Source organism: Rodentibacter sp. Ppn85, from assembly GCF_001999335.1.
Taxonomy (GTDB): Bacteria; Pseudomonadota; Gammaproteobacteria; order Enterobacterales; family Pasteurellaceae; genus Rodentibacter.
Genome location: NZ_MLHS01000042.1, coordinates 1 through 12,814, shown reverse-complemented (window position 1 = coordinate 12,814; position 12,814 = coordinate 1). Strand labels below are relative to the sequence as shown.

Below are 12,814 nucleotides of genomic sequence, written 5' to 3'. Positions count from 1 at the left end.
AATCTCTTTTTCAAAGAGATTATCTTTAGTATTAAAATTAGTGAGGAGATCTATCAAAAGAATTTTCATAAAAATCTTCCTCTTCATGTAATAAACCCCACCAAAAGGCGGGGTTATGAAAAAATCCAAATTATTTTGAACTTGGGATTTTGAAGCGGCTGTTGAAGCGCTCAACACGACCACCCGTATCTACAACACGTTGCTTACCGGTGTAGAATGGATGGCAATTGCCACACACATCAAGATTGATATCTTTGCCTAAAGTTGAACGGGTTTTAATCACATTACCGCATGAGCAAGTCGCTGTGATCTCTTTATATTCCGGGTGAATACCTTGTTTCATAGAAAACCTCAAAATGAAGCCACGCCGCTATAAGAACTCTCTTCCTACACCGCGTGAGTTAATAATCGCCGTTATCCGGCACCAAACAGACCGCAGATTATACTGGAAAAATGAGATTGATCAAGAGGGCGGAAATGGTAAAATCCGCCCTTATTGTTTTTGAGAAACAATAAAAATTCATTTAATTTTTTGACCGCACTTTTAATCTAGTAATTTAGGAAAGTTATGTTAGCCAAATCTTCCCCTAATGCACCTTTTGCTAAATCCGTACTACAATGGTATGGCAAATTCGGACGCAAACATTTACCTTGGCAACAAAACAAAACATTGTATGGCGTTTGGCTTTCGGAAGTTATGCTACAACAAACTCAAGTCGCCACTGTCATTCCTTATTTTGAACGATTTATCAAAACTTTTCCAAATGTGACCGCACTTGCTAATGCTTCACAAGATGAAGTGCTTCATTTATGGACGGGGTTAGGTTATTACGCACGGGCGCGAAACTTACATAAAGCAGCACAAAAAATTCGAGATGAGTTTAATGGAGTTTTTCCAACAAATTTTGAACAAGTTTGGGCATTACCGGGGATTGGGCGCTCTACTGCCGGAGCAATTTTATCTTCCGTATTGGATCAACCATACCCAATATTAGACGGGAATGTAAAACGCGTACTCGCACGTTATTTTGCGGTGAGCGGTTGGCCGGGCGAAAAGAAAGTAGAGAGTCATTTGTGGCATTTAACGGAACAAGTCACACCAATAGAGACTGTAGCAGATTTTAATCAGGCAATGATGGATATTGGTGCGATGGTTTGTACGCGAACAAAACCAAAATGTGATCTTTGTCCTCTGAAAAAAAATTGCTTAGCCTATAAAGATGAAAGTTGGGCGCAATTTCCCGCTAAAAAACCTAAAAAAATGTTACCGGAAAAAGAGACTTATTTTTTGATTTTGTCGAAAAATGGCAAAGTATGGTTAGAGCAACGGAAAAACTCGGGGATATGGGGGGGATTATTTTGTTTTCCACAATTTGAATCACAAGAAGATTTGCTAACTTACTTATTAAGCGAAGGTATTTCTCATTATCAGCCGTGGCCGAGTTTTCGCCATACATTCAGCCATTTTCATTTAGATATTCACCCAATTTACACCGAAGTAAACAATATTCGAGCCGAACAGGAAAATCGAGATTGGCATAAATTGATGGAAAAACCAAAAGAATATAAACCAAATCTATCAAGTGCAGTCAAATATTGGTATGATCCGAAAAATCCTGAGCATATCGGGTTAGCTCAACCTGTAAAAAATTTATTAACACAATTTGTAAGGAGTAATGATGGCGAGAATGGTATTTTGTGAATATCTCAAAAAAGAAGCCGAAGGCTTAGATTTCCAACTTTATCCGGGAGAATTGGGTAAGCGAATTTTCGATTCAATCAGCAAACAGGCTTGGGGAGAATGGATCAAAAAACAAACGATGCTCGTCAATGAGAAAAAACTCAATATGATGAATACGGAGCACCGTAAATTACTCGAACAAGAGATGATAAATTTTTTGTTTGAAGGCAAAGATGTACATATTGAAGGTTACATTCCTCCGTCAAATTAATCGGCAATAAGATAATGAAAAAGTATTTGTTATTGGCATTACTGCCATTTTTGTATGCCTGTGGTGATTCCTCTCACCGTCATCGAGGCATTAATTACGATGAAGTGTTTGCGAAAGATACGCAAGGCTTAGATATTCTCACCGGACAATTCTCTCATAATATTGACCGCATTTGGGGGGTAAACGAATTACTCGTCGCCAGCCGTAAAGACTACGTGAAATACACGGATTCTTTCTATACTCGCAGCCATGTGAGTTTCGATGAAGGTAACATTGTGATTGAGACGCAAAGAGACCTCAATCGATTACATAATGCCATTGTACACACTTTATTAATGGGATCTGATGCAAAAGGGATTGATTTATTTGCCTCAGGAGATGTACCGATTAGTTCAAGACCCTTCCTTTTAGGACAAGTAATCGATAATAACGGACAACAAATTTCAAACCAATTTATTGCCGGCAATTTTGCTACCTATTTAATTCAAAATAAACTACAAACCCGCCGCCTACAAAACGGTAACACGGTACAATTTGTTGCAATTCCAATGATTGCTAACCACGTTGAAGTTCGCGCACAAAAATATTTACCATTGATACGAAAAGCAGCACAACGTTACGGTATTGATGAAAGTTTAATTTTGGGAATTATGCAAACCGAATCCAGTTTCAATCCTTATGCGATTAGCTATGCCAATGCGATCGGCTTAATGCAAGTCGTACCGCACACAGCAGGACGTGATGTTTTCGCAATGAAAGGGCGAGGCGGCCAGCCTTCCGCACGTTATCTGTATGATCCGGCAAATAATATTGATACCGGAGTATCCTACCTATGGCTTCTACAAAGTCGATACTTGGATGGTATTACGAACCCGACATCTAAACGATTTGCTATGATTTCCGCTTATAATAGCGGTGCGGGTGCGGTATTACGTGTGTTTGATAACGATAAAGACGAAGCTATCTACAAAATCAATCAAATGTATCCGGAACAGGTTTACCGCATTCTAACAACGGCGCATCCGTCATCACAAGCTCGTAACTATCTTTTGAAGGTCGATCAAGCGCAGAAAAAATTCCGTGTAAGACGATAATCTATCATCAAAAATTCCATAGCCCTTCTTAACTTAAAGGTGATCGTTTAGGCGGTTACCTTTAAATATCGTTTATAAATCTATCCTAAAACACATATCGAATGTTCCTAAACTAATTTGATCAATGATCATGTAGACCCCCCCCTAAAAAATCACGTCCATACGGCATTTCCTATTATGCCGAGCTTAAAAACCAACCTCCTTTCACCTCAATCCGCTTAATAGTAGCGTTTTCCAATAACGGAATGAGATAAGGCATCAAATCATCAATAGTTGGCAGTCCGAATGCGTACTGAATTTCAATCGGGGAAATCAGCTTGTGTTTTTCGATCAACTTTTTGACCGCACTTTGGCTAATGGCAGGTGCTTGGGGTTGCAATTTGCCATCGGTTAATTTGGTAATGATGGCGAACAACGCTTGATCGTCTAACACGCCCTTAACTAACTGCTGTTTGCCTTTATATTCAAAGAGATAGGCAGGCAAGCGGTCTATGTTCAGTGATTTTTTGGAACGGAAATCGTGCTCTAATGCCGCTTGTGCCGTGTCGCTGTGGTAGCGCCGTTCAAAATGGGTTTTGTCTATACCGACCTGCTCGACGACGCGTAATATTTCATTGAACTCGGTCGTCGGCCGTTGCTCGGCGATGGTCGCGAACCTCAAGCGGTAAAGAAAGGCTGCCGCTTTGTCAGGCGCAATGAGCTCAACGGCTTTATAGGCTAAATTTAGCGGTACGCTTGAGGGGCGCTCTGTCGAAAAAAGGGCGAGCTCGGTAATTTGGATCGGCATTCCACTAATACTTTGCTCCGCATTATAAATTTGGGCAAGGCGGGGGAGGTATTGGGCAATCGCATATTCCGGGCTAATCGCCAAGTCGTTGGGATCGACAAAATCGTATACATTGCGCACTAAACCGCTCATCACGGGACGGCATTGTACTTGCCCGCCAAAATGGGTTTCTACCTTGCGTAAAAAGGGTTCACTTTCATAGGATAGCCCCATCATCGGATCGGTAAAAAGAGAAATTGTCAGCATTTTGCCCCCGAAAATAACTGCCCCGCCACGCTCCACGCCGGAATATCTTCAAATTTAACATAAACCTGCTCAAGGGGAATGCCCAATATGCGATAAAAAAGCTGTGCGATGCCTTGGACTAATGGCTGATAGCCCAAGTGTTGAGGGCTTGCGAACACAGATACCGTTATCAACGCCGTCGCTATGCGATGATCGCCTTTGAGATAAAGGCGGGCGTTATCGTGAAAGTTGATCATCAAGGATTGCTCGGATTTATGCGGAATATATGCAATCAATTTGCCCAGCCCGGCTTTGAGGGCGGTGATGTGTTCCTCACTGATTGTGAGATTGGTTTGAACATCAATAAACGGCATTTTTCCTCCTATTTCTGCCATTTTTGCAGAAGATCGCGTAAAATATCCGCTAGTTTTTGCTCTTTTTGTTGGTAAGTATGCCCCGTTTGGTCAATAAAAATCAGCTCGTTCTGTGCGGCATTAGGGAAATGGGCGTTAATATTCTGCAAAAAGCCGGCCGGATCGCCATAAGTAAAGCGATCATAGCGGCCAATCAGCAACGCGCCGGTATGTTGAATGCGTTCAACTTGGGTAAAATCGCCGTCCGCTTCAACGTGGACATTATTTAATAAATCTGAATAAAGCCACTGATACGCGGTGTTTGCCTGAGCCGGCAGCCAGCCGAAGAGCTCAAACGGCAGTAACGTTTCTCCCCGGCCGTTTTCGATGTGTTGGCGAATAAACGCCCGCTCTTGCTCGCTCACACTATTGGTGAGGTGCGTGATATTGGCGGGGCTTAATAGCACGAATTTGGCGATACGGCAGTCGGCGGTGTGCGAAAGGTAATAAATCACCTTATTCGCCCCCAGTGAATGGCCGGCTAAAATAATCCGACGATAGCCCGCTTGTTCCGCGTAATCTACATAGGCTTTGACATCATCAATCGCGTTAGCAAAATCCTCATTAAACGAACCGATGATCTCTTTTTGGTGCGTTTGCGTATTGATCACCGCCATTTTGCTAAAGGCATCACGGGTTTGTGCGTAGATAAAATCGATGCCGTGTCGGCTTAACGTCTCGCCAATGTTGCGATAAAACGGGTTGGAATAAAAATTACCGTGAATGCCGGTAATGGCAATCATCACTGTGTCGGACGGTTGTTCGGAAAATAACGCACCCTGTAACACAGTGCCGCTTTGGGTTGAAAGATGGAGTGGTGTCATTTTTATTCTCACGCTGAATTTTAAGTGAGAACATTATATTAGGGATGTTAAACTTGATTAAGGCGGATTATAGATGGTAAGTTTGGAATTTTATTCCATAATTTCAAAAGAGCGGTTAGATTTTATAGATTTTTTGCAATCATTTAACCATTTAGATTCACTGTTTTTTTGCGTAAAATCAGTCAGTTATTATCAAGGTATTTTCTTATGAAGAGAGCTAATAGTCTTCAAATAATCCAACAACATATTGCTAACTATCGTTTATCCTTATTGTATGTTCAAGCCCCAAACTGTGGGGTTTGTACCGTATTTCATACCCAAATCGAAAAATTATTATCTGAAATGCCTCAAATTGCAGGGATTGAAACCAATATTGTCAATGTTCCAAGCATCGCAGGAGCATTTCAAGTTATGAGCGCCCCGGCTGTGTTAGCCTTTGCTGACGGTAAGGAAATTTGGCGTGGAGCAAGATTTATTGATATGAAAGCCTTGCAAGATATTTTAGAAAAATATAGCCAAGAGTACACAATATAACTCTTACTGCTGATTAAATTTCTCCAACAAAAAATCGATAAATACTCTAATTTTCAAACTAACAGCTTGATCGCTATAATAAACGGCGTGGAAAGGGAGAGGAATATCGATGCGCTTTTCAGGCAATAATTCCACTAAGCGTCCCGTGCTAATATCGTCATTGACCATAAAGTCGGAGAGACAAGCAATACCTACGCTTTCTAAGCAAAGACGACGGATAACTTCTCCATTATTCGCTGTAAATTGTGGCGTGGCAAGGTAGGGAATATTGCTGTCAGAAAAGAACCATTCATTCAAACTTTTTAAATCGGAATACCCGATAGTCGTGTGTCGATCTAGGCAAGAAACGGTTTTAGGAATACCGTTTTGAGCAAGGTAATTCGGAGAAGCAACCAATTTATGGTAGCTATTAAACAGATGACGAACACGCAAGCTCGAATCATCTAATTTACCAGCCCTAATAGCAAGATCGACTTTACGTTCAATCAAGTTGATATAGCCTTCGGAAGAAACTAACGATAAATCAATCTGTGGATAACGCTGTTTAAATTCCGCAATATGCGGAGCAATAAGATGTAACAACATTGGTGAAGCGGAATCAATGCGTAAAGTCCCTTGAGGTATGCTATTAGCCGATAACATCTCCGTCTCTGCAGCAGCCATTTCCTGTAAAATCTTTTGCGCTCGTGCAAAAAAACGGCTACCTTCTTCGGTTAGGCTTAACTGACGAGTTGTACGATTGAGCAGATTAACCGCCAACTTATCTTCTAATTTTTTCACTGTACGGCTCACAACGGAATTTGCCATTTCCAAATGTTCAGCGGCACGGCTAAAACTGCCGCTTTCTACCACTTGTACAAAAATAGCCAATTCATCAGAATGGATCTTCATTATTGCTCCAATAGCAAAAGTATTTTGAATTTTTTGCTATTTTCTTATATTAGTAAAATAAATACAATGCGCACATCGAAACTTAATATCAAAAACTATTTATGGAGAACTTAACTATGACCATACCTGCATTCGGACTTGGCACTTTTCGTTTAGAAGGCGACATTGTAAAAAATAGCGTGAAAATGGCGCTTGAAGAAGGTTATCGCGTGATCGATACGGCACAAATTTATGGCAACGAAGCCGACATCGGCGCAGCGATCAAAGAATCAGGCGTGCCACGCAGCGAATTATTTATTACCACTAAAATTTGGACGGAAAATCTCGGCAAAGACAAATTAATTGCCAGCTTAAAAGAAAGTTTAGCGAAACTCGGTACAGATTATGTAGATCTCACTTTAGTGCATTGGCCTTCTCCAAACGGCGAAGTAAGTGTAGCAGAAACAATGCAAGCCTTGATGGAAGCCAAACGTCAAGGTTTAACCCGTAAAATTGGCGTATCGAATTTCACTGTTGCACTAATGGAAGAAGCAATTGCTGCGGTCGGTGCAGAAAATATTGCCACCAACCAAATTGAATTATCACCTTATTTACAAAATCGTACGGTAGTGGAGGCTGCGCGAAAATATGGAATCCATATCACATCTTATATGACGTTAGCCTACGGAGAAGCCTTAAAAGATAAGACGATTTTAGCCATTGCAGCTAAACATAACGCCACAGCCGCTCAAGTGGTATTAGCTTGGGCATTGGCACAAGGCTACGCAGTGATTCCGTCTTCTACCAAACGTGAGAACTTGGCAAGTAATTTATTGGCCCAACAACTCACCCTAGATGCTGAAGATATTACTGCCATTAACGGATTAGAACGCAATGGTAGATTAGTTAGTCCTGAAGGGCTTGCGCCGATTTGGGATAATTAATTAACAAAAACACAAAATAAAAAATCAATACAAAACGTCGGGCGTACTGCATACGCCCCGACCAATAAGCGATTGAAATTATTGATATTGGATACATAGTGTGTCCCTATACTCACATTAATATGTCAGTTTTGTACAACTGACACATAATATCGAAAAATTTGACCGCACTTTCGGTCAAACCAAATTAAAAATTGATTAGGAGCAATATGACCACTCAAACACACCGCTTTGCCCTGTTTGCCTTAGCAGCAGGCGCATTCGCAATTGGTACAACTGAATTTTCGCCAATGGGCTTTTTGCCCGAAATTGCTAATGGTTTAGAGATTTCCATATCTCAAGCCGGATTGTTAATTACCGCTTATGCCGTCGGCGTAATGGTGGGCGCACCGTTAATGACACTGGCATTTAACCGCCTTAATCGCCGTCTGGCCTTGATTTTATTGATGATATTATTCATTGTCGGTAATTTACTATCGGCGATTGCCCCCGAATTTTTTACTCTAACATTAGCACGCTTAGTAACCAGTTTAAATCACGGGGCATTTTTCGGCATCGGCTCGGTAGTTGCAGCTCAACTTGTCTCGAAAGAAAAACAAGCCAGTGCTGTGGCAGCAATGTTTATGGGCTTAACCATTGCCAACATTGGCGGTGTGCCTTTCGCCACTTGGTTCGGGCAACATTTTGGCTGGCGCATAGCGTTTGCTTGTATCGCACTACTTGGCATCATTACCGTACTCTCGCTTGCTAAAGCATTACCGCCAATGACAGCTGCACCTGTTACCAACATTCGATCAGAATTGAAAGTTTTAACTCGTCGTCTGGTATTATTGGCAATGGCAACGACCGTAATGGGTGCCGGTGCAATGTTTAGCCTCTATACCTATATTGCGCCAAGCCTACAAATATTCACACAAGCATCATCAGGGCTAATCACATCAATGTTAGTGCTAATCGGTGTAGGATTTTCGATTGGAAATTATGTCGGCGGACGTTGGGCGGATAAATCTATTGATAAAACCTTAGTCGTCTTCTTGGTTTTATTGGCTATAGTGATGTTCCTATTCCCAATGCTCGCTACAACCGCTTACGGTGCAGGAATTTCATTAGTTATTTGGGGTATTGCCGCCTTTGTCATTGTCGCCCCACTCCAAATGCGTGTAATGTCCGTTGCTCACGAAGCCGCCGGTTTGGCTTCTGCCGTCAATATTGGTGCATTTAATTTGGGCAATGCGTTAGGTGCAGCGGTAGGCAGCTTGATTTTATACTTAAGCGACAGCTACACAGCAGTAGCTATCGGAGGAGGAATAATGGCATTGCTTGCCTTAGTATTGGTTTGGGCTCAACGCCGCGATCGAATGCTTGTAAACGCCACCCCTTTGTTGGCATAACCCATAAGCGGTCTTATTTGGAGAAAATGTTGCAAATAGTAAAAAATCTCCCAAATCTGACCGCTCTTTACTTTATTCTTGATATTATGTAGTCGTTACATAAACTTAAATTTTATCTCATCTGTAGGGACGCCACGCTGGCGTCCGCTACTCCCATTGACATCATTTTATTTTTTACGGATGCCAGCGTGGCGTCCCTACACTTTCTTTAAATTGTGCGTTTGGCTGAACAACCAATGAGAAATGGCTAGTAGCAATGAGCTTTGTTTTAGCTTGGATCATTGTCGCAAAAGAGCGTTGTACATTGAACGGTAACGCATTATCTTGTTCGGTTAGCAAATAGTAACTTGGTTTCGTTTTCCACGCGGCTTGACCTATGCGACCGCTAAAAGCTGCCACATTTATTGGTGTTTGTGTTGCAAAAAGGAGATTAACCTCTTCAATTGGTAAATCCTGACCCATTACATTTTGATAGGTTTTGACATCAGGCAACCAAATCATACCGCTTTCATCGGGACTTAAACTCTCCGTTGAAGCCTGGTGGCGAGCTAAAGCATCTGTGGCATTCTCGTTGCTATCTGGCACAATGGCAGATAAATAGGCTAATTTCTTCACATTCGGGTGATTGCCTGCCTCACTAATGACAATGCCCCACTAAAATAACATCTTGTTTCTGACGATCAAGCACCTGCTTTACTGCACTAACATCAGCCTCTAATGAGGATAGCGGGTTTTGTACAGAGGTAACTTGATAACCTTTTTGTTGCAATAAATGGATTACTTTTTGGTAGGTAGAACCATCAGTAAATGCGCCGTGAACCAATACAACATTCTTAATCATTGCACTTTCCTTATTGGTTGTCTCTCCAAAGACAAAAGACGAAAAAGAAAGCATTATACTCAAAATTAGACCATATTTTTTCATCATTAAATCCCATACTCAATTAGTAAACGAGGCGATATTCTAATAAAGTAGGATTAAAAAACAAAGCAAGTATATGAAACAGATTGTTTCTATTTAAGAAAAACCGCCGATACACCTAGGCGGTTTTCTGATACGTTAGAAATGCGTCGATCTATATTTGATCCCGATTTGCTTAGAAGGCGGATAGAAATCGTGGCCCATTCGTGTGCCGTGTAGCATAGCCGGCGTGTAGCGGTAATCATCGGCTTTTTCCCAATTGAATGTGTTTTCGATTTCGTGTTCACGGCCGCTTTGGATCAATTCGACTAAATTCGGGTTGAGCATAATGCTTTTACCGATGGAGACACTTTCCACCCAGCCCGTTTGATAGGCGTTGAGCATATCATCGGCGGTGTAAAGATTGCCTGAGCCGAAAAACGGCAGCCTGCCGTTGATTTTGTCGTGTACCACTTGCATACGGGTTAAACGGGTATCCGCCCCTCGGCGCACTTTTTTGTAAAAATCCCACAACGAAATATGCAGATATTGCAACGGTTTTTCCACCAGTGCGTCCACCAATGCCAGCGTTTCTTGCATTGTAATGCCGTTTTCACCGGGCTCTTCGGGGGAAAAGCGGTAGCCGATAATAAAATCGGGGCGATGATGTTTTTGTCGCATTGCGTCAATAGCATCGACAATCGCCAACGGAAAACGCATTCGTTTTTCTAGGCTGCCGCCCCAGTAATCGGTGCGCAAATTGGTTTGGGCGGAGAAAAATTGTTGAATTTGCCAGCCGTTCGCGCCGTGAATTTCCACCCCGTCAAAGCCGGCTTTTAGCACAAGTTCCGCCGCATAGGCATAGCTTGCCACCATATCCCAGACTTCCTGTTCTGTCATTGTGCGAAAACGGCCGTAAATATCGCCCGTGGCGGCGAATAGTTCTGCGCCTTGCGTCATTGCCGGATCGGCTCGTAAACCGGCGTGGGCAATTTGCACGACCGCTTTTGCCCCTTGGGCGTGAGCGAGCTCGGCATATTCGCGCAAGGTCGGTAAGTGGCGTTCGTCAAAGGCATTTGGGCTTTCAAAGCCGATGCCGCTGGGGTGGACGTTGGTAAACGGCATAATGTATAAGCCGAAACCGTTAAAGCGGTTCTGCCAAAAGCGTCTGCCCGCCTCGGTCATTTCACCGTCTGCGCCGGAATCGTAAATCGTCAGCGGTGCAACGGTTAAGCGGTTTTTAATTTCTACGCCGTTATTGAGGGTATAAGGTTCAAATAAAGGTTGATATTTTGGGTTCATTTTTCACTCCCGTGAAACTCAAAGATTAGATAGGCGCATTATATCGGGAAGAAAAGATGGATTAAGACCAGTTTATTTGCTTGAGTATGGAATTTTATTCCATAATGATTTAAGGAAAGCGCGGGAAACAAGCGGTCAGATTGCGTTAAAAATTGGCATTACATTGTCGTTGTGCAAATGGCACTTTGTGTTCAACGGTAGGGACGCACTGCGTGCGTCTAAAATCATTTTTGTCCATTTGCAAAATAATGGCGAAAACCGACCGCTCTTTGGTGGGGAAACGACCGTTAGTGCGCCATATTGGAAACCGTATTCAGAATAATGACGCCGGCGAGAATGCACCCTAGCCCGATAATACCGGCAATATCCGGTTTTTGACCGAAAAAGAGAATACTGACCGCCGTGGTTAGCACCAAACCTAAACCTGCCCAAATAGCGTAAGCCGTGCCTAGGGGGATAACTTTTAACGATAACGAGAGAAAATAAAAGGAGCAACCAAATCCGATTACGACGCCTAAAGAGGGGATGAGTTTCGTGAAGCCGTGACTCATTTTTAACATAGAAGAGCCAAACACCTCGCTAACAATAGCCAGAATTAAAAATAACCAAGTCATTGAAAATACGCCTATTTGTGTTGAATAGGCGGTTATTTTACTGAAAAATGAATTGAAATTGCAGTCTTGTTTTTTCAAAAAATCTGTGCGCAAAATGCGCTGAATTTTACCGCTTGTGTCGCTTAGGTAAGTGAAACTGCCGTTTAAGACTTCGCTCAAACGGCAACGTATGTTACGGGTTATTTTTTCGTGTCAATCGGCCTATATTCGATAGGAATCCAAGAATAGCCACCTTTATCTTCCGCTCGGATATGCCCGATACCCGGGAAAGGTAAATGCGCGCCGGCGACCCACAATTTGCGTTTTGCAATGTCGGGTAAGAGGCGGGCACGACTTTCTTTCGCCCCTTCGGCATCAACGTCAAACTCTGCGGCCACATCGGGTACGGCAAGTTGAATGGCGTGGTTGTGGAGTAAATCGCCCCACACAAATAAGGTTTCGCCTTTTGAGCTAAATTCAAAGCCGGCGTGGCCCGGCGTATGGCCGTGAGATTTTACACTTAGCACATTTGGAAAGAGTTCTTTTCCCGAATCGTAGTATGTCACTTGACCGGCTTTTTCATACGGCGCAACGGCATCTTTTGTCCATTGCACATATTGGCGGACGTGTTCGGGAATGTTGCTTAATGGTGTATCGTACCAAAAGGCTTTTTCTTGGTTTGAAATGTAAAGCGTGGCATTCGGGAATACCATTTTGCCGTTGCGGGTGACGCCGCTAAAGTGATCGAAGTGTAAATGGGTAGGCAAAATAATATCCACTTGTTCGGGTTGATAACCGGCTTTTTTCATGTTTTCGGCGACAAAGCCGACTTTATCGCCAAACACATCGCCGGAGCCGGCATCAACGAGAATAAGGTTTTTCCCCGTATTGATTAAAAATGCGCTCACAGCGGTATGTACGCCGCCTTGTTCGGTGAGCGGGCGAAATTCATTTTCGATCAGTTTATTTAAGGGGCTGACGTAG

The 12,814-nt window shown here is 42.7% G+C and carries 16 protein-coding genes; 6 read left to right on the top strand and 10 right to left on the bottom strand.

The annotated features are described in order from the left end of the window. Positions 1-130: 130 nt before the first annotated feature. Positions 131-343 (bottom strand): 50S ribosomal protein L31, encoded by a 213-nt coding sequence (rpmE, locus tag BKL51_RS08025; RefSeq protein WP_005655540.1) that lies wholly within the window; start codon positions 341-343, stop codon positions 131-133. 225 nt (positions 344-568) lie between these two features. Between rpmE and mutY the strand changes: the two genes are divergently transcribed. The 3 genes from mutY to mltC are packed head-to-tail and all read left to right on the top strand — an operon-like array spanning position 569 to position 3,046. After that, entirely contained in the window at positions 569-1,702 is a 1,134-nt protein-coding gene (gene mutY / locus BKL51_RS08020) for an A/G-specific adenine glycosylase (protein ID WP_077466189.1), read from the top strand. Then, the gene (locus BKL51_RS08015; protein ID WP_077466188.1) at positions 1,680-1,952 is read left to right on the top strand and encodes an oxidative damage protection protein; all 273 of its coding nucleotides are present in this window, start codon (positions 1,680-1,682) and stop codon (positions 1,950-1,952) included. The genes mutY and BKL51_RS08015 overlap by 23 nt, the downstream gene beginning before the upstream one ends. Positions 1,953-1,966: 14 nt before the next feature. Next, positions 1,967-3,046, top strand: a complete 1,080-nt coding sequence (mltC, locus tag BKL51_RS08010; RefSeq protein ID WP_077466187.1) for a membrane-bound lytic murein transglycosylase MltC — start codon at positions 1,967-1,969, stop codon at positions 3,044-3,046. Positions 3,047-3,221: 175 nt separating this feature from the next. Here the strand turns inward: mltC and BKL51_RS08005 are convergent, their stop codons facing one another. The 3 genes from BKL51_RS08005 to BKL51_RS07995 are packed head-to-tail and all read right to left on the bottom strand — an operon-like array spanning position 3,222 to position 5,295. Then, on the bottom strand, positions 3,222-4,079 hold the full coding sequence (locus BKL51_RS08005) for a DsbA family protein (protein WP_077466186.1): 858 nt from the start codon (positions 4,077-4,079) through the stop codon (positions 3,222-3,224). Further along, entirely contained in the window at positions 4,073-4,432 is a 360-nt protein-coding gene (locus BKL51_RS08000; protein ID WP_077466185.1) for a phenylpyruvate tautomerase MIF-related protein, read from the bottom strand. The genes BKL51_RS08005 and BKL51_RS08000 overlap by 7 nt, the downstream gene beginning before the upstream one ends. Before the next feature lie 8 nt (positions 4,433-4,440). Then, complete coding sequence (locus BKL51_RS07995) at positions 4,441-5,295, bottom strand: alpha/beta fold hydrolase (RefSeq protein ID WP_077466184.1); 855 nt, start codon at positions 5,293-5,295, stop codon at positions 4,441-4,443. A 207-nt stretch (positions 5,296-5,502) separates the two neighbouring features. Here BKL51_RS07995 and BKL51_RS07990 point away from each other — a divergent pair, with 207 nt between their 5' ends. Then, positions 5,503-5,829 carry a thioredoxin family protein gene (locus BKL51_RS07990; protein ID WP_077466183.1) on the top strand — a complete coding sequence of 109 codons (327 nt, stop codon included), beginning with the start codon at positions 5,503-5,505 and terminating at the stop codon, positions 5,827-5,829. A 3-nt stretch (positions 5,830-5,832) separates the two neighbouring features. Here BKL51_RS07990 and BKL51_RS07985 read toward each other — a convergent pair whose 3' ends face one another. Then, a complete protein-coding gene (locus BKL51_RS07985; protein ID WP_077466182.1) occupies positions 5,833-6,720 on the bottom strand; it encodes a LysR substrate-binding domain-containing protein in 888 nt (295 codons plus the stop codon). 116 nt (positions 6,721-6,836) lie between these two features. Between BKL51_RS07985 and dkgB the strand changes: the two genes are divergently transcribed. Beyond that, positions 6,837-7,643, top strand: coding sequence for a 2,5-didehydrogluconate reductase DkgB (dkgB, locus tag BKL51_RS07980; protein ID WP_077466181.1), 807 nt, complete (start codon positions 6,837-6,839; stop codon positions 7,641-7,643). A gap of 209 nt (positions 7,644-7,852) precedes the next feature. Continuing rightward, on the top strand, positions 7,853-9,034 hold the full coding sequence (locus tag BKL51_RS07975; protein WP_077466180.1) for an MFS transporter: 1,182 nt from the start codon (positions 7,853-7,855) through the stop codon (positions 9,032-9,034). Between the two features lie 174 nt (positions 9,035-9,208). Here the strand turns inward: BKL51_RS07975 and BKL51_RS11980 are convergent, their stop codons facing one another. From BKL51_RS11980 to BKL51_RS07955, 5 genes are all read right to left on the bottom strand, one after another. Continuing rightward, entirely contained in the window at positions 9,209-9,649 is a 441-nt protein-coding gene (locus BKL51_RS11980; RefSeq protein WP_198930120.1) for a hypothetical protein, read from the bottom strand. A gap of 22 nt (positions 9,650-9,671) precedes the next feature. Further along, positions 9,672-9,875 carry an alpha/beta hydrolase gene (locus BKL51_RS11975; RefSeq protein ID WP_198930119.1) on the bottom strand — a complete coding sequence of 68 codons (204 nt, stop codon included), beginning with the start codon at positions 9,873-9,875 and terminating at the stop codon, positions 9,672-9,674. Between the two features lie 219 nt (positions 9,876-10,094). Continuing rightward, a complete protein-coding gene (locus BKL51_RS07965) occupies positions 10,095-11,237 on the bottom strand; it encodes an NADH-dependent flavin oxidoreductase (RefSeq protein WP_077466179.1) in 1,143 nt (380 codons plus the stop codon). 287 nt (positions 11,238-11,524) lie between these two features. Beyond that, positions 11,525-11,851 (bottom strand): multidrug efflux SMR transporter, encoded by a 327-nt coding sequence (locus BKL51_RS07960; protein WP_077466178.1) that lies wholly within the window; start codon positions 11,849-11,851, stop codon positions 11,525-11,527. Between the two features lie 179 nt (positions 11,852-12,030). Then, on the bottom strand, positions 12,031-12,814 hold a 784-nt coding region (locus BKL51_RS07955; RefSeq protein WP_198930118.1), incomplete at its 5' end, for an MBL fold metallo-hydrolase.